The organism is Kitasatospora sp. NPDC049258 (assembly GCF_040678895.1).
In the GTDB taxonomy this organism is placed as follows: Bacteria; Actinomycetota; Actinomycetes; order Streptomycetales; family Streptomycetaceae; genus Kitasatospora.
The window spans coordinates 75,811-96,380 of sequence record NZ_JBFAQT010000002.1 but is presented as its reverse complement, the minus strand read 5'-3'; the positions used below and the strand labels follow the sequence as shown (position 1 = coordinate 96,380).

The window sequence follows — 20,570 nt, the reverse complement described above, 5'->3', positions numbered from 1 at the left end:
CAAGCCGCGATACGCGGCCGATACATCTTGAGGGGGATAATTCTCGTGGGGGTACCCTTCCGCGTCCGGCAGAGCCGGTCGCGCAGACTGACACGCCACCTGGCCCTGGCTTCGGCCGTGGGCACCCTGGTCCTCGGCGCCGCGACACCGGCGCTCGCGGACGACCGGCCGTTCGCGGTGAAGCCCGGCCTGACCAGCCGCCCTGACGGCATGTCGGCTCCGGTGGCGGGCGGGCCGGTCCAGGCCGCCCGGCTCAAGGCGAAGTCCACCGGAAAGCCCGTCACGATCGACGAGCTGACCACCGGGAACTCGCAGACCGTCGCCGAACCGGACGGCCGGCTGACGCTCACCACCCACCTGCAGTCCGCCCGGGTGAAGAAGAACGGAAAGTGGATTCCGGTCGACGCCGGACTGGCGAAGAATGCGGACGGAACATGGTCTCCTAAAGCGACCCCGTCCGGTGTTTCGCTCTCCGGTGGAGGCACCGGTCCGCTTGCCACGCTTTCCGATCCCCAAGGGCGCAGTCTGGCCCTGACATTCCCGGTGAAACTGCCCGCGCCGCAGATCAGCGGTGACGGTGCCAGGTATCCCGAGGTGCTGCCCGGGGTCGACCTGCAGGTGCGGGTGACGGACCAGGGCGCCGTCCGCGAGGTCCTCGTCGTCAAGGACGCCAGGGCCGCCGCCGACCCGGCGCTCAGGTCGCTGCGGCTGGCCACCACGGCGAAGGGCCTGACGACGACGGCCGACCCGGCGGGGAACCTGACCGCCAAGACGGCCGACGGCACGGTGGTGTTCAGCGCGCCGACCCCGTTGATGTGGGACTCCGCCGCAGCTCCGGCCGCGGCCCCGCCCAAGGGGGGCAGGTCGGCCGCCGCGGCGCCGACCGCCGGGGACACCGGCTCCGCCTCCAGCACCGAGGGCCCGGGGCAGGGCGCCCAGGTCCGCCCGATCGCCGTGGCGGCCGACGCCGACGCGCTCACCCTGACGCCCGATGCGAGTCTGCTCGGCGGCGCGGGCACAGCATGGCCGCTGTACATCGACCCGTCGTTCACCCCGACCGCGCCGATGGGCACCAACCACTACGCCCAGGTGATGGAGGGCTGCCCGAACACCCCGCAGTACGACACGCCCCAGCCCAACGGTGAGGGCGTCGGCTACCAGCACTACCAGACCAGTTGCCACGGCATGGAGCGCTCGTACTACGAGTTCAACACCTCCGCCGTGAACGCGGGCATGGTCATCGACGACGCCAAGATGTACTTCACCGAGACCTACGGCGCCAACCACGACTGCAAGAACGCCACAGCCCCGGTCGCGCTGAAATGGACCGGTGCCGTCGGCGGCGGTACGGACTGGAACCACCAGCCCCAGGTGCTCCAGGACATCGACGGCCAGTGGGTCAACAGCGCGTACTGCGAGTGGAAGCCGGTCACCTTCACCGTGACCAACGCCCTGCGGTCCGTCGCCCAGCAGGGCATCACGGCCTGGACGGTGGCGCTGTTCGGGGACGAGACCCGCAGCGACGCCAACCTCGGGTTCATGCGCTTCCGCACCAACCCCTACCTGATCGCCACCTACGACCTGCCGCCGAACACCCCCGACTCGATGTACACCAGCCCCGACTCGCAGAACCCCAACGGGGCCGCCTGCGGCGGTGGGAACCCCGGCTGGATCGGCCGGACCACGCTGGCCGGGGACGCCTCCAACATCACGCTGCACGCCTGGGCGTCCACCCCGATGCCGGGCACCAACCTGCAGGTGGCCTTCCACGTCTGGGACAACATGACCGAGGACGGCAACGGCAACCCGGGCGGCGGCGGCTGGCCCACGAGCCAGACCATCGGCTCGGCCGGCTGGGGCCACGCCAACATCGGCTTCCAGGTCGGCGACGGCCATCAGTACGGCTGGAACGCCGCGGCCACCGACGGCCTGCTGAACAGCTCCGGCAGCGCCTACTGCTACTTCGACGTCGACCTGTCCCCGCCCTCCCTCGCGGAGTTCGGCACCTCGCCGGCCTTCCCGCCGCTCGGCAGCGGGATCACGCCGACCGCGCACGCCGGTGACCAGGGCGCCACCATCCGGGTCAGCAGCAACGACCCGACCCCGGGCGGCTGCAGCCGCGGCCAGTGCATCAAGAGCGGGGTGCGCGGCTTCCAGTACTCGCTGGACGACAACATCCCGCCGGTGGGCGCCAACACCGTGGCGGTCGAGCCCGACGGCAACGGCACCGCCACCGCGGACATTCCGATCAACCTCAACCCCGACCAGTGGGGCACCCACCGGCTGTACGTCCGCGCCGTCGACGGCGCGGGCAACACCCAGCCCCAGGCCGCCGTCTACGACTTCTACGCGCCCTGGAACCCGGCCACCAAGGTGGTCCCCGGCGACCTGACCTTCGACGGCACCCCGGACTTCCTGTCCACCTCGCCGGACGGAAGTCTCACCCTCGTTCCCGGCAACAGCGACTTCACCGCCGCGCCGGGGCTGGCCTCCACGGCCGACCAGAGCCCCGAGCACGACAGTTGGAACAACTACCTGGTCGCGCACCGAGGTTCGCTCACCCAGTCGAGCGTCGACGACCTCTTCGCCTACAACAAGGGGAGCCACAACCTCTACGCCTACTTCAACGACTCGACCGCCACCCCGGCCGGCACCCCCGGCCACTTCAGCATCCACAGCCGGGTCAGCCAGCTCCAGGACGCCGCCTCCGGCTGCGCCGGCGGCATCGACGGCACCTGGAACAACATCGCCCAGCTGATCTCCCCCGGTGCGGTGAGCAACCCGGCCCCCTCGGCGAGCGTGATCACCGTCGAGAACGGACACCTGCGTTACTACCGGGGCACCCTCAAGGCCGGTTGCCGACTCGCGCAGGGCGCCGACCTCGGTGACGGCGACTGGTCCGGCGTCACCCTGATCGCTCCCGGGACGGCTGCCGGCACCCCCACCCTGTGGGCCCGCGACAACACCACCGGCGCCATCAGCACCTTCCCGCTGGCCTTCGACGGCTCCGGCGCACCCAGCACGGTGCTGCACGCCCCGGTCCACCACCCGCTCGTCTCGGCGGTCAAGGACACCGCAGGTGCGGGCATGTGCGCCGACATCGACCACGGCCGGACGGACAACGGCACCACGGCGCTGCTGTGGAACTGCGCCGCGGCGAGCGGCAACCAGCTGTTCACCCAGGGCACGGACGGCGCCCTGCACGTGGTCGGCAAGTGCCTCGACGTACCGGGCGGGGGCACCGACAACGGCACCATGGTCCAGCTCTACGAGTGCAACGACACCGACGCCCAGAAGTGGACCGCGGGCCCCTATCCGGGCACCCTGCAGAACCCCCGGTCCGGCCGCTGCCTGGCCGTCCCCCGCGGTGACAACACCCCGGGCACCGGCCTGATCATCTGGGACTGTCTGGACGACGCCAGCCAGCGGTGGGAGGGCCCGGCCGCCCAGGCCGTGCTGCCGCTCGGGCTCGGCACCGGCGCGTACCCGAGCGTCGACTCCCCCGGCGACGTGAACGGGGACGGCAACCCCGACCTGTTCGTCATCGATGCCGATGGCCGGCTGACCGAGATCCCGGGTGCGGCCTCGTCGGACGGCATCCCCCGGTTCGCCGCGCCGATCGCGCTCGGCACCGCCAATCGGCCGGTGAGCTACAACCTGCACTCGGCGCACGACCAGAACAAGTGCATGGACAGCTACGGCGCCGCCGCGGGCAACGATGTCGTGGTGTGGGACTGCTGGAACGGGACGAGCCAGAAGTTCACCTTCGCCGCCGACGGCACCCTGCGGGCCGGCGGACGGTGCGTCAGCACTCGCGACAACGCCACGTGGAACGGCGCCAGGGTCGGCATCCTGGAGTGCGTCGGCGACCCGGGCCAGAGCTGGGTCCTGCGGGACGGCAGCCTCTACAACCCGGCCTCCAACCGCTGCCTGGAGCTGCCCGGTTGGCAGACCGCCAACGGCACCGTGCTGGGCATCTGGGACTGCACCGGCAATCCCAACCAGCGCTGGTCGCTCGGCGTGAACACCGCCTGACCGGCTTCGCCCCGACGGGCCCGCGGCGCACCTCGCGCCGCGGGCTCGCCGCGTCCCGTCGGTCGAAGCGGAGGTGCTTCAGCCCCGTCCGGGCGCGGCGCCGGCCGCAGCCGAAGGGCCCGTTGATCCACAGGAGTATCCGGCGGCCTGGCGAGGTGCGGGCAGGGGCAGCAGCAGGAGGCGGGCAGCTCCCGGAAGGCGGTCGACGGGCTGCGGCTGGGTGGCTACCATCGCCGGTGTGAACTCCGGACCGCACTGACCGACCGTGCGCCGCCCCGAGCCGTCGGCGACGGGGTGGCACGACGATCCGTCATGCCCGCGCGCGCCCCGCACCGGCCGGCCGCGCCGATCTTCCGGAGAACTCCCCATGACACGCCCCACCAGGGGCGGCGCGACCTACCGCGCCGTCCTCGCCCTCCCTCCTGCCCGCCTGCCGTTCGCCGCCGCGCTGCTGGCGCGGCTCTGCTACGGGCTGCTCCCGCTGCCGCTGCTTCTCTCGCTCCAGCACGGCACCGGCTCGTACCTGGTGGCCGGCGCCGCCACCGGCCTGTTCGGTCTGACCGGCGCGCTGCTCGGGCCGCTGCGGGCCCGGCTGGTCGAGCGCAGGCCCGCCGCGCTGACCGCCCTCTCGCTCTGCTGCACCACCGCGCTGGCCTCGATCGCCGCCGGGTGCGCCCTGGGCATCGGCGCCTGGCCGGCCGTCGGGCTGGCCGTGCTGGCCGGAGTGTTCCCCCGCCGGTGGGCCCGCTGATGCGGCGGCTGTGGGCCGAGTCGGCGGTGGACGAGGCGCAGCGGCAGGCCGCGCTCAGTCTGGACACGGTCGCCGAGTCCACCGTGTTCGCCCTCGGCCCGGTGCTGGGCGGGGTGGTGATCGGGGTGTCCTCGGCCCCGGTGGCGCTCGCCTGCTGCGCGGGGGTCATGGTGACCGGTTTCGGCGCGTTCGCGGCCGCCCTGCGGCGGCGGCCGGGAGCCGCCTCGGTGGCGGAGCCGGCGGCGACCGGCCGGCGGGGTGCGCTCGGCCCGTTGCGCGCGCCGGGCATGCCGGCCATGCTGCTGGTCGCGTCCGCGGTGAGCGGTGCGCCGGCCCTGGCGGAGATCGCGGTGGTCGCGTCCTGGGGCGCACCGGTGGCGGGGCCGCTGCTGGCCCTGTTCTCGGTGGGCGGTGTGCTCGGCGGCCTGGCGTACGGGCGGCACCGGTGGCGGTCGGCGCCCGAGCGGCGGCTGCGGGCGCTGGCCGCGCTCGCCGGCACCTGCTACGCCGGAGCGTTGCTGGCCGGCGTGGTGCTGCGGGTCGGCGCGCTGCCGGGCGCCGGCGCGGCGCTGCTGCTCGCCGGTGCCTGCACCGACACCGTGCTGATCACCTGCTACCTGCTGGCGGACGGCCTGGTGCCGGAGGGCTCGCGGACCGAGGCGGGCGCCTGGGTCAACACGGCGTTCAACCTGGGCAGCGCGCTGGGGTCGGCGCTGGCCGGTCTGCTGGTGGACCGTTCGGGCCCCGGGGCCGCGTGGCTGGGCGCGGCGGCGTTGCCGGTCCTGGCCGCGCTGGCCGCGCTGGCGGCGCTCGCGGCGGCGGTGCGGGTGCGGGTGCCGGTGCGGGCGGCACGGGCGGGGGCCTGACGGCGGGTCAGCGGCGGCGGGCGACCTGGTCGGGGCGGGGCCAGCTGCGCCCTTCCTTGCGCTCGATGCTGGCGTTCAGCCGGGTGAGCATCCGGGCCAGGTCGCCGATCTCGTCGGCGGGCCAGTCGGCGAGCACCCCGCCGAGGCCGGCGATCGCCCAGTCCCGGTCGGCGTGCAGGCGGCGCAGGCCCTCGGCGGTGATCCGCAGCTTGCGGGCCAGGCCGCCGTCGGGGTCGGGGATCCGCTCGACCAGCCCCTGGCGGAGCATGGCGGCGGTCTGCCGGTTGACGGTGGAGGCGTCGAGGGCGAAGGCCTCGGCGAGCTGGCCGATGGTCATCGGGCCCTCGGCCTCGATCCGGCTGAGCAGGGTGTAGGCGCTGCGCTCCAAGCGGTCGACCGGGCGCTCGGCCGGTCGGTCGGTGCGCAGCGCGGCCATCGCCTGATGGCGGCCGATCAGCATCAGCTCGCGTTCGATCTCACCGAGCTCCTCGCGCACCGTGTCCTCCGTCCACTACCCGCCCACCGCCGTCCGCTCCGCTGCCAAGGCTATCGCCCGGAAGTGACATATGCATCATGCACATCGTGTGTACGATACATAGTCTGATCTCGTGAGTGGAGAACCCGTGAGCACAGGCTCCCCCGTCCCACAGCGCGGCAACGCCGTGGTCGCCGTCCTCGCCGGCGCCGGCATCGTCGTCTCGCTGATGCAGACGCTGGTGGTACCGCTGATCCCCGAACTCCCGCGGCTGCTGCACACCAGCTCCGCCAACGCCTCCTGGACCATCACCGCCACCCTGCTGGCCGGCGCCGTCGCCACCCCGGTGCTCGGCCGGCTCGGCGACATGTACGGCAAGCGCCGGGTGCTGCTGCTCAGCCTCGGCCTGATGGTGATCGGCTCGGTGGTCTCCGCGCTCGGCGGCTCGCTGGTGCCGATGGTCGTCGGCCGGGCCCTCCAGGGGTGCGCGATGGCGGTCGTCCCGCTCGGCATCAGCATCATGCGCGACGAGCTGCCGCCGGAGCGGATGGGCTCGGCGATGGCGCTGATGAGCTCCTCGCTCGGGGTCGGCGGCGCGCTCGGGCTGCCCGCGGCCGCCGTGCTCGCCCAGCACACCGACTGGCACGTGCTGTTCTGGACCTCCGCCGCGCTGGGGGCCGTGGTCGCGCTGCTGGTGCGGCTGTCGGTGCCGGAGTCGCCGCTGCGCACGGGCGGACGGTTCGACCTGGTGGGCGCGCTGGGCCTGTCGGCCGGCCTGATCTGCCTGCTGCTCGCCGTCTCCAAGGGCGGCGACTGGGGCTGGACCAGCGGGCCCGTGCTCGGCCTGGCGGTCGCGGCCGTGCTGGTGCTGCTCGTCTGGGGCGCCTGGGAGCTGCGGGCCCCAAGCCCGCTGGTCGACCTGCGCACCAGTGCCCGCCCGCAGGTGCTGATGACCAACCTGGTGTCCGTGGTGGTCGGCTTCGCGATGTACGCGATGTCGCTGATCGTCCCCCAGCTGCTCCAGCTGCCCGCCGCCACCGGGTACGGGCTCGGCCGGTCGATGGTGGAGGCGGGCCTGTGCGTGGCGCCCTCGGGGCTGGTGATGATGGCGGTCTCGCCGCTGTCCGCCCGGCTCTCGGCGCGCAAGGGCCCGAAGGTCTCGCTGTTCACCGGCGCGGTGGTGATCGCGCTCGGGTACGCGCTGGCGCTGCTCCTGATGGACCGGGTCTGGGGCGTGGTGCTGTTCGCCGCCCTGATCGGCGCGGGTATCGCCTTCGCCTACGCCGCGATGCCCGCACTGATCATGTCCGCCGTACCGGCCTCCGAGACCGCGGCCGCCAACGGGCTCAACAGCCTGATGCGGGCCATCGGCACCTCCACCTCCAGCGCGGTGGTGGGTGTGGTGCTCGCCCAGCTGACGGTGCGGACGGGGCCCGTGGTCCTGCCCTCCGAGCAGGGCTTCCGGGTCGGATTCCTGATCGGCCTCGGCGCGGCCCTGCTGGCGGCCCTGGTCACCCTCGCCATCCCCACCCGCCGCCCGTCCGGCGCCCTCCCCCCGACGACCCCGCGGACCGCGCCGGCCCCGACGGTGGACCGGGTCTGACCCGGGCCCCGGGGTGACGGGCCCGGAAAACCCGGGTCATTCCTGACGCCGGGTCAGGGGTGTCCCCGATGTGGTGCGGCCCGGTGGCGCGGCAGCATGAAGGGCATGACGATCCATCGTTCGCACGCCTCCTTCCGCCGCGCCGCCCGGCGCGCCGCGGCCGCCTGCGCCACGGGCGCGCTCATCCTGCTGGGTACCGCGCTCCCGGCCACGGCGGCCGACCGCCCCACCACCACCCGGCTCGCGCTTCCCGCGCCCACCGGGCCGTACCGGGTCGGTGCGACGGCGCTGCACCTGGTCGACCAGGACCGGGCCGATCCGTGGCGGCCCGAGCGGGGCCCGCGCGAGCTGATGGTGAGCGTCTTCTACCCCGCCGCCCGCACGGCCGGCCACCCGGCGGAGCCGTACATGCTGGCCGCCGCGGCCGCGCACTTCGACGCGGTGACGGCCGACGACTACCTGCGGCTGGGCGTCCCGCCCGGCCGGGCCGACTGGGCGGGCACCCGTACCCAGGCGTGGCAGGACGCGCCGGTGGCGACCGAGCGGGGCGGGCGGCCCGTACTGCTCTACTCCCCCGGCCTCGGCGAGCCGCGGACCTGGGGTACCACCCTGGTGGCGGACCTCGCCGCCCGCGGCTACGTCGTGGTCACCGTCGACCACACCTACGAGGCCCCCGAGGTCCAGTTCCCGGACGGCTCGCTCGCCACCATGGTGGCGCCCGGCGACCCGGACCCCTTCATCCGCAAGGCCCTCGCCATCAGGGTCGAGGACACCCGCTTCGTGCTGGACCAGCTGCGGCTGCTGGCGGCCGGGCGGAACCCGGACGCGGACGGGCGGCGGCTGCCGGCCGGGCTCGGCGGGGCGCTGGACCTGTCCCGGGTGGGCATGTTCGGCCACTCGATGGGCGGCACGGCGGCGGCGCTGGCCATGGACGCCGACCCCCGGATCGACGCCGGCATCGACCTCGACGGCAACCTCACCAACTTCGACGGCTCGCTGATGCCGGTGGCCGAGCACGGGCTGGACCGGCCGTTCCTGCTGCTGGGCAAGGACGGCGAGACGGACACCGGCCCCGGCTGGCAGGCCTTCCGCGACCACACACCGGGCTGGACCCGCCAGCTGACGCTGCTCGGCTCGGAGCACGCCTCCTTCACCGACGCCGAGGCGCTGATCCCCCAGCTGGGCCTGGACCCGGCGGTGCGGGCCGCCGACATCGGCACCATCGATCCGGCCGACGCGATCCGCACCACCGAGGCCTATCTGGCCGGGTACTTCGACCGCTGGCTGCGCGGCAGCTGCGGCACGCTGCTGGACGGGCCGTCGCCGACGTACCCGGCGATGGCGTTCGTGGGCTGACCGGGCCGGCCGGTCAGTCCGCCGGGAGCGTCAGCAGCCGCCGCAGCGCCAGCGCGTCCGGGGCGAGCGCCGTCAGCAGGGTGGCCCCGCCTCCGGGGAGGTCGAGCAGGGCCGCATCCGTGCCGGGTGGCGGGGGCGGCGGCGCCGGCAGGCCGACGGTGAGCAGCTGGCCGAGGGTGCGGTGGCCGCCGAGGGCCGCGGGGCCGGACCAGCCGGGGGCGCCCGGGCCGAGGTCGGTCTGCTGGTCGAGCAGCGGGCGGCCGGCCAGGTGGACCGTCAGGCGGGAGGTGAGGCGACCGGGCGGGGCGCCGCGGGCCCAGTCGTGGTGCCGGCCGAACACCTGCTCCTCCCGCAGCCGCAGCCCGGCGCCGGGGGCGAGGACGACCCGGGTGGTCAGCACCAGGTGGCTGCCGGCGGCGGCGACCACCGGCTCGGGGAGCCAGTCGAGCCGGGCACCCTCCCCCACGGTCAGCTCGATCTCGTAGCGGGCCGGCCCGGCCTCGCGGCCGGGCAGGCTGATGGTGGCCGCCGCGCTGGTGACCGCCAGCTCGGCGCCGGGCCGGAGTTCGACCCGCAGCGCCAGCCGGTCGCCGCCGAGCGGGGCGGCCATCGTCCCGACCAGGGTGACCCGGCCGCCCCGGGTCTGCCGCAGCGCGATCGGTCCGGCGCCGGCCAGCACGGGCAGCGCGGTGCCGCCCCGCCCGTCCGGCTCGGCGACGATCCGGGCGGCGGCCTCAAGCGTGCTGGTCAACGGCGCTCCACGCGGCCCGGCGGGCGCGGACCCAGGCGGCGATCGGCGCGATGCCGTCCGGGGTCGCGAGCGAGCAGAAGAGCGTGGGCAGGTCACCGCGCTGGGCGGCGGCGTCGCGGGCCATCACGTCGAGGTCGGCGCCGACCAGCGGGGCGAGGTCGGTCTTGTTGATCACCAGCAGGTCGGAGCTGGAGACGCCCGGGCCGCCCTTGCGCGGGATCTTGTCGCCGCCGGAGACGTCGATCACGAAGATCTGGTGGTCCACCAGGCCGCGGCTGAAGGTGGCGGTGAGGTTGTCGCCGCCGGATTCGACCAGGATCAGGTCCAGCGGCCCGAGCGCGTCCTCCAGTTCCTCCACCGCCTCCAGGTTGGCGGAGATGTCGTCGCGGATCGCGGTGTGCGGGCAGCAGCCGGTCTCGACCGCGATGATCCGTTCCGGCGGCAGGACGGCGTTGCGGAGCAGGAACTCGGCGTCCTCGGTGGTGTAGATGTCGTTGGTGACCACCGCGAGCGAGAGTTCGTCGCGCAGCACCCGGCAGAGCGCGGCGACGGTGGCGGTCTTGCCGGAGCCGACCGGCCCGCCGAGGCCGATCCGCAGGGCGCGCCGCTGCCGGTCGCCGGTGCGGTGGTCGGTCCAGGCGTGGTGCGCGGGGGCGTCGTGCAGGTCGACGTGGTCACGATGCAAAGAGACGCACCTTCCAGGAGGCGTGCTGCTCGGCGTAGACGTCGAGCAAGGGGGCTGAGGCGGCGGGCAGTTCCCCGGACCGGGCGGCGCGGACGGCCTCGGCCGCGACCGCGTCCAGCTGCGGGCCGAGCCGGGCCAGGGCGGCCGCGACCTGGTACGGGTCCAGGCCGAGCAGGCGGACGCAGGCGGTGGCCGGTCCGTTGACGCTCTCGTACGCGGCGAGGGCGGCGGCCTGCTCGGGGGTGAGGCCGGCGGCCTGCGCGGTGACGCCGAGGACGACGCTCTGGTGGGCGCCGCGCGGGTGCCGCGCGTGCAGCTGGTCGAGGGCGGGGTGCGGCCAGGCCGCGCGGGCCGCGCGCAGCAGCTGGCGGCCGAGCCGCCGGCTGGTGACGCGCTGCGCGGGCGAGGGGGTGCGGGCGTCGGCGGCGAGGTCGAGCTCGGCGAGGTCGCCGCCGGCCGCGGCGGTCGCCGCCAGTGCGGCGGCGACCAGGCCGGCAGTGTGCAGGCGGCCGGCGAGGAAGGCCGCCAGGCTCTCGGCGTCGTGGATCCGGCCGGCCTTGACGGCGGCCTCGGCCCCGCCGGAGTGGGCGTGGCCGCCGGCCGGGAAGCGGCCGTCGGCGAGCAGCAGGAAGGCGGACATCAGAACAGGAAGTACCGCTGGGCGAGCGGCAGTTCGGTGGCGGGTGCGGGGGTGACGACCTCGCCGTCGATGGTCACGGTGAAGCTGTCGGGATCGACCCGGACCTCGGGGCGGGCGGTGTTGTTGACCATGTGATCCTTGGTGACGCCCCGGGTGTTGTTGATCGCCCGGAACGACTTGCCGAGGCCGAGCCGCTCGGGGAGGCCGTCGTCGAGGGCCGCCTGGGCGGTGAAGTTGAAGGAGTTGGCCGCCGGCGCCCGGCCGGTGGCACCGAACATCGGCCTGGGCAACATGGGTTGCGGGGTCGGGATGGAGGCGTTGGCGTCGCCCGTCTGGGCCAGGGCGATCTGGCCGCCCTTGAGCACCAGATCGGGCTTGACCCCGAAGAAGGCCGGCGACCAGAGCACCAGGTCGGCGAGCTTGCCGGGCTCGACCGAGCCGATCTCGTGGTCCAGGCCCTGGGCCACGGCCGGGTTCACGGTGTACTTGGCGACGTAGCGCCGGGCCCGGTGGTTGTCGGCGCGGCCGTCGCCGGGCAGCGCGCCCCGGCGGACCTTCATCACGTGGGCGGTCTGCCAGGTCCGCATCACCACCTCGCCGATCCGGCCCATCGCCTGGGAGTCGGAGCTGATGATGGAGATCGCACCGAGGTCGTGCAGCACGTCCTCGGCCGCGATGGTGGACGGGCGGATCCGGGATTCGGCGAAGGCCAGGTCCTCGGGCACGTGCGGGCTGAGGTGGTGGCAGACCATCAGCATGTCCAGGTGCTCGGCCACGGTGTTGACGGTGTGCGGGCGGGTCGGGTTGGTCGAGCTGGGCAGCACGTTGAGCTGGGAGACCACGGTGATGATGTCGGGCGCGTGCCCGCCGCCCGCGCCCTCGGTGTGGTAGGCGTGGATGCCGCGCCCGGCGATCGCCGCCAGGGTGTCGGCGACGAAGCCGGCCTCGTTCAAGGTGTCCGTGTGAATGGCCAGTTGGGCCCCGGTCAGGTCGCAGACCCGCAGGCAGGCGTCGATCACGGCGGGGGTGGCGCCCCAGTCCTCGTGGATCTTGAAGCCGAGTGCACCGCCGCGCAACTGGTCGTGCATGGCGACGGTGTTGACGGTGTTGCCCTTGCCCAGCAGACCGATGTTGAGCGGCAGGTCGTCCATCGCGGCGAACATCCGGGCCAGGTGCCAGCCGCCGGGTGTGACGGTGGTGGCCTTGCTGCCCTCGGCCGGGCCGGTGCCGCCGCCGATCAGGGTGGTGATCCCGGAGCCGAGTGCCTCGTCCGCCAGCTGCGGGCAGATGAAGTGCACGTGGGCGTCGATCGCACCGGCGGTGAGGATCCGCCCGTTGCCCGAGATCACCTCGGTCTCCGGCCCGATCACCAGGGCGGGGTGCACCCCGTCCATGGTCTCCGGGTTGCCGGCCTTGCCGAGGGCGGTGATCCGGCCGTCCCGGATGCCGATGTCGGCCTTGACGACGCCCCAGTGGTCCAGCACCACCGCGCCGGTGATCACGGTGTCCGGCGCACCCTCGGCCCGGCTGGTGCGGGCCTGGCCCATCGACTCGCGGATCACCTTGCCGCCGCCGAAGACCACCTCGTCCCCGCCCGCGCTGCGGTCCTCCTCGATCTCGATCAGCAGGTCGGTGTCGGCCAGCCGGATCCGGTCACCGGTGGTCGGGCCGTAGAGGTCGGCGTAGCGCTCGCGGGAGAGGTGGAGCGCGTGGCGGTCAGCCATCGAGGCCTCCGGCGACCTCGCCGCGCAGCCCGTGCACCTCGCGCCGGCCGCCGATCGGGATCAGCTCGATCTCGACCGGGATGCCCGGCTCGAAGCGGACGGCGGTGCCGGCCGGGATGTTCAGCCGCAGCCCGTACGCGGCCCGGCGGTCGAACTCCAGGCCGGGGTTGGACTCGGCGAAGTGGTAGTGCGAGCCGACCTGCACGGGGCGGTCGGCGGCGTTGACGGCGGTCAGCCGGGTCACCGGACGGTCGGCGTTGAGGCCGATCACGCCCTCGCCGTAAAGGATCTCACCGGGCGTCACAGGATCGGCCCGTGCACGGTGACCAGCTTGGTGCCGTCCGGGAAGGTGGCCTCGACCTGGACGTCGGGGATCATCTCGGCGATGCCCTCCATGACGTCCTTGCGGCCGAGCACATGCCGGCCGGACTCCATCAGGTCGGCGACGGTCCGGCCGTCGCGGGCGCCCTCCAGCACGTGCGAGGTGATCAGTGCGACCGCCTCCGGGTGGTTCAGGCGCAGGCCGCGGGCCTGCCGGGCACGGGCCACGTCGGCGGCCACGTGGATGAGCAGACGCTCCTGCTCGTGCGGGGTGAGCTTCATCTGCGGACCTCGGGTGGGAAGTCAGGATCGTGCGGACACGGCGGTGTGCCCCGGACGGCCTCGGGCGCGCAGGATCGGCCGGGCGGGCGGGGGACGCACGGGCTGCACCGCCCGGCAGAGCCGCCTCGGCCCTGCACAACAGGAGGGTCGAACTCGCGGTTACGGTAGCCGACGAACTTCCGCCCTCCCAGGCCCTCGACGGCCCGTTGGCGGCGAATTTACCCAGAGTTGCCACGACCCGGGGGTGGCGGTCGGAGAACGAAACATTCAGGCCCGGCGGACGGCGGCCTCGATCCCGTCGAGCAGGACGGACAGCCCGGCGGGCACGGCCAGGGCGCTGCGCCGGCACCTGGTGGAGGACCGCGGCCTGGCCAAGCCGTCCGTGGACTGCGCCGGCTACTGGCGCCTCAGCCTCACCCAGGACGACGCACCGACCCCGGAGGACCTGGCCGAGGCCCGGGAGCGGCTGACCGAGGCCCAGCGGTGACCCTCGGCCGGCGGGAGGACAATGACGCCGTGGACCTCGCGAGCGCATCGGCGCTGATCGACCGGGCCGTGGCCGACGCCGACCGCCGGGGCGCCGCCGGCACCGGCGCCCTGCTCGACCGGGTGGCGGCGGACGGCGCCACCGCGCTGCGCCTGGGCACCCGCCTGCTGTCCGACCCCGGCCCTGCCGCCCGCGCGGTCGGCTGCCGGCTGCTGCGGCGGGCGGGCGGCCTGCACGAGGAGGTCCGCGCACCGGCGGCGACCGCCCTGCTCGCCCACCTGCCCGCCGAAGCGGACCGGACGGTACGCCGGCTCGCGGTCGCCGCGCTGGGCGCCACCCAGGACGAGCGCGCGGTGGCGCAGTTGGTGTCGCTGGCCGAGGACGTCGACCCCGAGGTCCGCGAGGCGGTGGCGCGGTCGCTGGCCTCGGTGGCGCCGGAGCTGCCGGGCGACCCGGAGGTGCCCGCGCTGATCCGGCTGACCACCGACCCCGAGCCCGAGGTCCGCAACTGGGCGACCTTCGCCCTGGGCTTCCAGCTGGAGGTGGACACCCCGGCCGTCCGGGCGGCCCTGTGGGCGCGGGCCGGCGACTCCTACCACCAGGCCCGCGCGGAGGGCGTCCGGGGCCTGGCCGTCCGTCATGACCCGCGCGCCGTACGGCCGCTCGGCGAGCTGCTGGCCTGGTCCGGCGGCGACCCGCTGACGCTGCGCGCGGCCGCCGTCCTCGGGGCGGCGGAGCTGCTGCCCGGGCTCCGCGCCCTCGACCCCGCCACTCCCGGCCTCGCCGAGGCACTGGCCTCCTGCGACCCGGTGGCGCGGGCCGCGCTGGACAGGCAGGCCTGGTCGCTGGTCGAGACCCTCCAGCCGCTGCTGCCGGACGCGGCCGTCTCGGTCACCTCCGACCGCTTCGAGCCGGGCCTGACCCTCACCGTCGGCACCGCCCACTCCACCCTCAGCTGGTCGGTCGAGCCGCTGCTGGCCCGGGCGGGCGGCGCGGTGGGGCGCGCCGCGGCGCTGGCGGCCGAGGACGTCGAGGAGGACGCTCACCTGAGCCCTCCTGCCGGATCCGCCGACAGGGCCTAACGCGCCCCGAACTCCCGCAGCGCGGTGAGCAGTTGCTGCGGGGTTTCGAGCTGCGGCACGTGGCCGGTGCCGGGGAGCAGGCGGAACTCGGCGCCGGGGATCGCGCCGGCGAAGGCCCGCCCGTAGGCCGGGTGGACGACCTGGTCGCTCTCGCCCCACAGCACCAGGGTGGGCACGGAGATCTTGGCCAGCCGCTCCCGCAGCCCCGGGTCGGCCATCGCCGAGCCACGGCCGTACACGCCGAGGGCCTGCCGGTTGCCGGCGAAGACGGCCTGCTGCTGCTCGGTGAGGGCGGCCGGGTCGAACCGGAACAGGGCCGGGTCGTGGTAGCTGAGCCGGGACAGCTCGACCGGCGACAGGCCCGCGACCTCCGCGATCGGGGACTCCGGCACCAGGATGCCGACGGCGTTGACCAGGACCAGCCCGGCCACCCGAGGGCTGTCCAGCAGGGCGAGTTCGGCGGCGATCCAGCCGCCGATGGAGTTGCCGACCAGGATCACGTCCCGGAGGTCGAGCCGGTCCAGCAGGTCGCGGTAGAGCACGGCCAGGGCCGGGACGTCGGCAAGCCGCTCCGGGCGCGGGGTGCCGCCGAAGCCGGGGTGGGTCGGGGCGACGACCCGGCCCTGGCCTTCGGCGGCGAGCAGCGCGGCGAAGGGGGCGACCGACTGCGGCCCCGCCCCGCCGTGCAGCAGCAGGTAGGTCGGGCGCCCCGCGCCGAACCGGGCGACGGTCAGCTCGGCGGAATCGAAGGACAGGGTCACGGTGGAATGCTCGACTGGGTTCATATCAACAACCTTAGATCAGCATGTTGATATAAACAACCTTGCCCGTCGCCTAGGATCGCCTTGTGAGCACCTCCCTCCAGAGCCTCGGCCTGGCCGTCAAGCGCCTCCAGCACCGCCACCACCAGGCCATGAACGCCGAACTCAAGACGCTCGGCGTCAGCCTCGTCCAGTGGGACGCGCTGCGGCACCTCGACCGCAACCCCGACGCCTCCCTGCACGACCTGGCCCAGCTGACCTTCCAGACCGACCAGGCCTTCGGGACCCTGGCCGGCCGGATGGTGGACCGCGGCCTGATCGAGCGCGCACCAGGCCCGGGCCGAGCCGTCCGACACCGGCTCACCACCCGCGGCCGCGAGGTCCGCGAGGCCGGCGAGGCCCTGCTGGGCCGCGTCCTGGCCGAGTCCTTCGCCCCGCTCAGCAGCACCGAACTGGACACCCTCGGCGGCCTCCTCGACCGCCTGCTCACCAACCGGACCGACGGGGCCGACGGGGCCGACGGGACCCAGTGAGCCGCCGGTCGGTCAGAATCCGATCCGGGCAGCGATCGGCAGGTGGTCGCTGCCGGTCGCGGGCAGGGTCCAGGTGGCGACCGGTGTGACGGCGCGGCACAGCACCTGGTCGATCCTGGCCAGCGGGAAGGCGGCCGGGAAGGTGAGGTCGAAGCCCGAGCGGGCCGGGGTGAGCCGGGAGGTCAGCGGGCGCAGGCCGCGGTCGTCCAGGGTGCTGTTGAGGTCACCCAGCAGGATGACCCGGCGCAGCGGTTCGGCGTCCAGGGCCGCTCCCAGCCGGGCCGCGCTCTCGTCCCGGCGCGCGCTTGCGAAGCCCCCGGGCCCGATCCGCACCGAGGGCAGGTGCGCCACGTGGACGGCCAGCTCGGCGCGCGGCGTCCGTACGGTGGCGCGCAGGCCGCGCTGCCAGTCGGCGGCGAGCCCGGACGGCTTGAGGTCGACCGGGCGGGCGTCGGTGAGCGGGTACCGGGACCACAGGCCGACGGTGCCGGCGACGGCGTGGTACGGGTAGGCGGGCGCGAGCACCGCCTCGTAGACGGGCAGCGCGGGTGCGGTCAGCTCCTCCAGGGCGATCAGGTCGGCGCCGGTGGCCGCCAGCGCACCGGCGGTGCCGGCCGGATCCCGGTTCTCGTCGCTGACGTTGTGCTGCACCACCGTCAGATCCCCCTGCGTGGCGGCCGCGCCGGAGTCGAGCAGCAGGCCGCCGAACAGCGCCGCCCAGACCACCGCGGGCAGCAGCACGGCCGCCGTCGCGAGCACCGAGCGCCGGACCAGCGCGCCCAGCAGCAGCACCGGCACCGCCAGGCCGAGCCAGGGCAGGAAGGCCTCCAGCAGGCTGCCGAGCCGCCAGCCCGTATCGGGCACCAGCCGGTGCCCGGCCAGCAGGGCGGCGACCAGCACCGCGGCGGCGGCGAGCACCACCCCGCGCCGACGGCCCGTCACGGCACGCGGCCACTGCCTCACGGCGGCTCCCCCCAGCTCCGGTCGACGGACGGCGCGGAGAAGGACGCCGGCGCGCCCGCCCGGGTTCCGTCAGGCCGCGACGGCGTCCACCGGCCGGGCCGGCACCGGCCCGGCCGGCAGGAGCCGCCGGGAGCAGCGGCGCTGCTGCACCACCGAGAGGCCGGCCACCACCGCCCCCAGCAGCACCCACCCGGCCGGCCCGGCGGCCATCACCGCGCCGGTCAGCAGCGGCGGCCCCGCGGACTTCTGGATCGACTGGGACATCCCGGCCACCCCCAGGTACGAGGCGCGGGCGTCCTCGGGTGCGAGCAGCACCGCCAGCTCCCAGGAGCTCACCGAGCGCATCAGCTCGGCCAGGGTGGCCAGCAGCGCCGCCCCGAGCAGCACGGCTCCGGCCACCAGGCCGCCGGCCCGGTCGGAGGTCCAGCCGGAGGCGGCCACCACCAGGCAGCACAGCAGCATCACTCCCCCGTACACCCGCACCGCCCGGGCCGCCCGGCCCGGCCCCTCGGCCCGCGCCGAGACGCCCACCTGGAGCAGCACGACCAGCACGGTGTTGAGGATCAGGAAGGCCGGGACCAGGGCGTGCGGCGCCGAGGTGTGGTGCACCAGCCACAGCGGCAGGGCGACGCCGAGCACCGAGTCATCGATGTTCATCGGGATGTCCAGCAGCACGAAGGTCAGATAGCCGCGGTCCCGCCAGGGGTTCGCCCGCCGGGCGGCCGGGCGGTCGCCGGTCGCGGCCACCTCGGGGGCCACGGCGGTGGCCCGGCCGTCGGCCGGTTCCCCGGTCCGCCACACCAGTGCGGCGGCGACGACGAACGACAGCGCGTCGCCCAGGATCATGACCCGGTAGGCCTCGTCGGTGGCGACCGCGAGGCCGATGGCCGCGATCCCCGCACCGAGGGCGTAGCCCGCGTTGGCCGCGCTGCGCGACAGTGCCTGGTAGGCCGCGCGCCGCTCCCCCGCCGTGCGGGTGGCGAACAGCATCTCCAGCGTCTTCGCCGCGCGGTCGCCCAGGTAGGTGACCGCGACCACGGGGAGCAGCGCCTCGAAGCCGGTGCACAGCAGCAGCAGGCTGAGGGTCACCAGCCGCAGCAGGTGGCAGCCGATCAGCAGGGGGCGCACCGTGAACCGGCCGGCCAGGCGCCCGGCGAGCGGGGAGCCGAGGATGCCCGCCACCCCGGCCACGCCCAGCAGGAGGCCGATCTGCTCGGCGCTCAGGTGCGCCACGAAGGTGAGGTAGAGCACCGAGGCGGAGGCCCACAGGCCCGATCCGGTCCGGTCCAGCGCGAGGGCGAGCAGCATGATCCGCGCATTGCGCCCGCCCGGCGGATTACGCAGCTGCGCCACCAGCCCGTGCCCGTCGCCCCTCGACCGTCCCTCGCCCCGTGCACCGCGCAGCATCGTCCGTCCCCTCGGATATATCTCGACATCAAGAGATCGAGGGAAGCCTGCCCCGGAGAGTATCTCGATGTCAAGATACTTGATGTCGACAGACCTCCGGTCCGCCCGCCCTGGGGCACCCGGGCACGGTTGCACAGTGTCAAAGGCGACACACGACGCCTGTCATGATGATCGATTGTGGTGACGGGCCACAGGCCGGAGACTCCTAGGACTCCGCCGGGCCAGGTGTCGGGGGCGCTCCCGGAAGCCGTTCGGTCACCCAGCCGAATCGACTCGGCGCCGCGCGACCGACCCGGGCGATCCGGGTTCCACGATCCGCGCCGACCACTCCGAGGTGACCATGACCGCCGTTCCGGTGGGCCCTGCCCCGAACCGCCTGCCCACCCCCAAGCGGGTACGGATGATGCCGCTGGTCGCACTGATCTTCTTCAGCGTGTCCGGTGGCGCGTACGGCATCGAGGAGCTGTTCTCGACCTCCGGGCCCGGCATGGCGATCCTGCTGATCATGGTGACACCGCTGATCTACAGCGTGCCGCACGCGCTGGTGGTGGCCGAGCTCGGCACCGCGATTCCGGCGGAGGGCGGCTACTACCACTGGGTCAAGCGCGGGCTCGGCAAGTTCTGGGGCTTCCAGCAGGGCCTGCTGCAGTGGATCTGCAGCTTTGTCGACATGGCCGTCTACCCGGTCCTGTTCACCAGCTACCTGCAGAGCCTGGTGGGCGCGGTCGCGCCCGGCGAGCACGTGCTGTTCCGGCTCGGGAACTTCCAGTTCGACCTGAACTGGTTCATCTGTCTCGCGGTCATCGTCGTCTTCACCCTGCTCAACCTGCTCGGGGCCGGCTGGGTCGGCGAGTCCTCGGTCGTCTTCGCGGTGGTCTGCCTGCTCCCGATGCTGATCCTCTCGGTGATCGGCATCACCCACCTGGTGGGCGACGGGATCAACCCGGTCGGCTCGCTGACCACCGGCGCCGACCAGTCGACCTGGAACGCCTTCGGCGCGGGCCTGTTCATCGTGATGTGGAACTACTGCGGCTGGGACAGCGTGTCCAATGTGGCCGGCGAGATGGAGAACCCGCGCCGGCACCTGCCCCGGGCGCTCGCGGTCTCGATCGTGCTGATCATGGTCGGCTACCTGCTGCCCACCATCGCCTCGCTCGCCACCGGCGCGGACGGCGACGCGGGCTGGCGGAACTGGGAGGCCGGGTCGTTCTCCGCCGTCGCCGAGCAGCTGGCCGGCCCCTGGCTCCAGGTCACCGTCACCGTGGGCGGCATGTTCGCCGCCGTGGCGATGTTCTCGGCGCTGCTGGCCTCCAACTCCCGGCTGCCGCTGGTCCTCGCCAAGGACGGCTACTTCCCGGCCTGGCTCGCCAAGGAGAGCCCGCGCTACCGGGTGCCGGTCGCCTCCGTGGTCGGCTCCTCGGTCATCTACGCGGTGTTCTGCCTCAGCAGCTTCACCAACCTGGTGATCTTCGACGTCTTCCTGACCAACATCGGCATCCTGCTGGAGGTCGCCGCCCTGATCGCCCTGCGGATCAAGGAGCCGGGCCTGGAGCGCCCGTACCGGATCCCCGGCGGCTGGTGGAGCATCGGCGCGATCGTGGTCAGCTTGCTGGGCGTCTGCGCCTGGGCCGCCTGGCAGCAGTACGTCGAGAGCGGCACCCAGGCCGTGACCTACGGCTTGGTGGTGATCGTCGGATCATGTCTGCTCTACCCCCTGCTCGCCCGCCGGGCCCGCCGGATCCAGGCCGGCGCGGCGCCGCGGCAGCCGGCCCCCGAGACCGCGGACCTCTCCTCCGCCGCCTCCTGAACCGCCTCCCGAACCACGTACCGACCCACCGCCAAACGCCG

The 20,570-nt window shown here is 74.2% G+C and carries 18 protein-coding genes and 1 pseudogene; 9 read left to right on the top strand and 10 right to left on the bottom strand.

All coding sequences use genetic code 11. The features are described from left to right. Positions 1 to 117: 117 nt before the first annotated feature. From AB0K43_RS02360 to AB0K43_RS02350, 3 genes are all read left to right on the top strand, one after another. Positions 118 to 4,035 (top strand): ricin-type beta-trefoil lectin domain protein, encoded by a 3,918-nt coding sequence (locus AB0K43_RS02360; RefSeq protein WP_363634880.1) that lies wholly within the window; start codon positions 118 to 120, stop codon positions 4,033 to 4,035. A gap of 367 nt (positions 4,036 to 4,402) precedes the next feature. Then, complete coding sequence (locus tag AB0K43_RS02355) at positions 4,403 to 4,786, top strand: hypothetical protein (protein ID WP_363634878.1); 384 nt, start codon at positions 4,403 to 4,405, stop codon at positions 4,784 to 4,786. After that, entirely contained in the window at positions 4,786 to 5,652 is an 867-nt protein-coding gene (locus AB0K43_RS02350) for a hypothetical protein (protein WP_363634876.1), read from the top strand. Before AB0K43_RS02355 ends, AB0K43_RS02350 begins: the two co-directional genes overlap by 1 nt. A gap of 7 nt (positions 5,653 to 5,659) precedes the next feature. Here the strand turns inward: AB0K43_RS02350 and AB0K43_RS02345 are convergent, their stop codons facing one another. Continuing rightward, positions 5,660 to 6,088 carry a MarR family winged helix-turn-helix transcriptional regulator gene (locus AB0K43_RS02345; protein ID WP_363635259.1) on the bottom strand — a complete coding sequence of 143 codons (429 nt, stop codon included), beginning with the start codon at positions 6,086 to 6,088 and terminating at the stop codon, positions 5,660 to 5,662. A 187-nt stretch (positions 6,089 to 6,275) separates the two neighbouring features. Here AB0K43_RS02345 and AB0K43_RS02340 point away from each other — a divergent pair, with 187 nt between their 5' ends. Then, the gene (locus AB0K43_RS02340) at positions 6,276 to 7,730 is read left to right on the top strand and encodes an MFS transporter (RefSeq protein ID WP_363634874.1); all 1,455 of its coding nucleotides are present in this window, start codon (positions 6,276 to 6,278) and stop codon (positions 7,728 to 7,730) included. Positions 7,731 to 7,835: 105 nt separating this feature from the next. Next, positions 7,836 to 9,086, top strand: a complete 1,251-nt coding sequence (locus AB0K43_RS02335; RefSeq protein ID WP_363634872.1) for a Tat pathway signal protein — start codon at positions 7,836 to 7,838, stop codon at positions 9,084 to 9,086. 13 nt (positions 9,087 to 9,099) lie between these two features. On the opposite strand, the gene AB0K43_RS02330 is transcribed toward AB0K43_RS02335, so the two are convergent. Genes AB0K43_RS02330 through AB0K43_RS02305 form a run of 6 tightly spaced genes read right to left on the bottom strand, consistent with a single transcriptional unit; the run spans position 9,100 to position 13,489 of the window. Next, complete coding sequence (locus tag AB0K43_RS02330; RefSeq protein ID WP_363634870.1) at positions 9,100 to 9,837, bottom strand: urease accessory protein UreD; 738 nt, start codon at positions 9,835 to 9,837, stop codon at positions 9,100 to 9,102. After that, positions 9,821 to 10,501 (bottom strand): urease accessory protein UreG, encoded by a 681-nt coding sequence (ureG, locus tag AB0K43_RS02325; protein ID WP_363635257.1) that lies wholly within the window; start codon positions 10,499 to 10,501, stop codon positions 9,821 to 9,823. The genes AB0K43_RS02330 and ureG overlap by 17 nt, the downstream gene beginning before the upstream one ends. 10 nt (positions 10,502 to 10,511) lie before the next feature. Beyond that, a complete protein-coding gene (locus AB0K43_RS02320; protein WP_363634867.1) occupies positions 10,512 to 11,162 on the bottom strand; it encodes an urease accessory UreF family protein in 651 nt (216 codons plus the stop codon). Beyond that, complete coding sequence (locus AB0K43_RS02315; RefSeq protein WP_363634865.1) at positions 11,162 to 12,886, bottom strand: urease subunit alpha; 1,725 nt, start codon at positions 12,884 to 12,886, stop codon at positions 11,162 to 11,164. The genes AB0K43_RS02320 and AB0K43_RS02315 overlap by 1 nt, the downstream gene beginning before the upstream one ends. Then, on the bottom strand, positions 12,879 to 13,190 hold the full coding sequence (locus AB0K43_RS02310; protein ID WP_363634863.1) for an urease subunit beta: 312 nt from the start codon (positions 13,188 to 13,190) through the stop codon (positions 12,879 to 12,881). The genes AB0K43_RS02315 and AB0K43_RS02310 overlap by 8 nt, the downstream gene beginning before the upstream one ends. Further along, positions 13,187 to 13,489: an urease subunit gamma gene (locus tag AB0K43_RS02305; protein ID WP_363634861.1), complete on the bottom strand. Its 303-nt coding sequence runs from the start codon at positions 13,487 to 13,489 to the stop codon at positions 13,187 to 13,189. The genes AB0K43_RS02310 and AB0K43_RS02305 overlap by 4 nt, the downstream gene beginning before the upstream one ends. A gap of 331 nt (positions 13,490 to 13,820) precedes the next feature. Here AB0K43_RS02305 and AB0K43_RS02300 point away from each other — a divergent pair. After that, positions 13,821 to 13,976, top strand: a pseudogene (locus AB0K43_RS02300) (siderophore-interacting protein); the annotation flags it as partial. Between the two features lie 29 nt (positions 13,977 to 14,005). Beyond that, positions 14,006 to 15,058: a HEAT repeat domain-containing protein gene (locus AB0K43_RS02295; RefSeq protein ID WP_363634859.1), complete on the top strand. Its 1,053-nt coding sequence runs from the start codon at positions 14,006 to 14,008 to the stop codon at positions 15,056 to 15,058. Here AB0K43_RS02295 and AB0K43_RS02290 read toward each other — a convergent pair. Further along, positions 15,055 to 15,843, bottom strand: a complete 789-nt coding sequence (locus tag AB0K43_RS02290; protein WP_363634857.1) for an alpha/beta hydrolase — start codon at positions 15,841 to 15,843, stop codon at positions 15,055 to 15,057. The genes AB0K43_RS02295 and AB0K43_RS02290 overlap by 4 nt on opposite strands. 62 nt (positions 15,844 to 15,905) lie before the next feature. On the opposite strand from AB0K43_RS02290, the gene AB0K43_RS02285 reads away from it, so the two are divergent. After that, on the top strand, positions 15,906 to 16,352 hold the full coding sequence (locus tag AB0K43_RS02285; protein ID WP_363634855.1) for a MarR family winged helix-turn-helix transcriptional regulator: 447 nt from the start codon (positions 15,906 to 15,908) through the stop codon (positions 16,350 to 16,352). Positions 16,353 to 16,364: 12 nt separating this feature from the next. Here the strand turns inward: AB0K43_RS02285 and AB0K43_RS02280 are convergent, their stop codons facing one another. Then, entirely contained in the window at positions 16,365 to 17,315 is a 951-nt protein-coding gene (locus tag AB0K43_RS02280) for an endonuclease/exonuclease/phosphatase family protein (RefSeq protein ID WP_363634853.1), read from the bottom strand. A 69-nt stretch (positions 17,316 to 17,384) separates the two neighbouring features. Next, positions 17,385 to 18,623 carry an MFS transporter gene (locus AB0K43_RS02275; RefSeq protein WP_363634851.1) on the bottom strand — a complete coding sequence of 413 codons (1,239 nt, stop codon included), beginning with the start codon at positions 18,621 to 18,623 and terminating at the stop codon, positions 17,385 to 17,387. A gap of 439 nt (positions 18,624 to 19,062) precedes the next feature. Between AB0K43_RS02275 and AB0K43_RS02270 the strand changes: the two genes are divergently transcribed. Then, on the top strand, positions 19,063 to 20,529 hold the full coding sequence (locus AB0K43_RS02270) for an APC family permease (protein WP_363634849.1): 1,467 nt from the start codon (positions 19,063 to 19,065) through the stop codon (positions 20,527 to 20,529). Positions 20,530 to 20,570 lie beyond the last annotated feature (41 nt).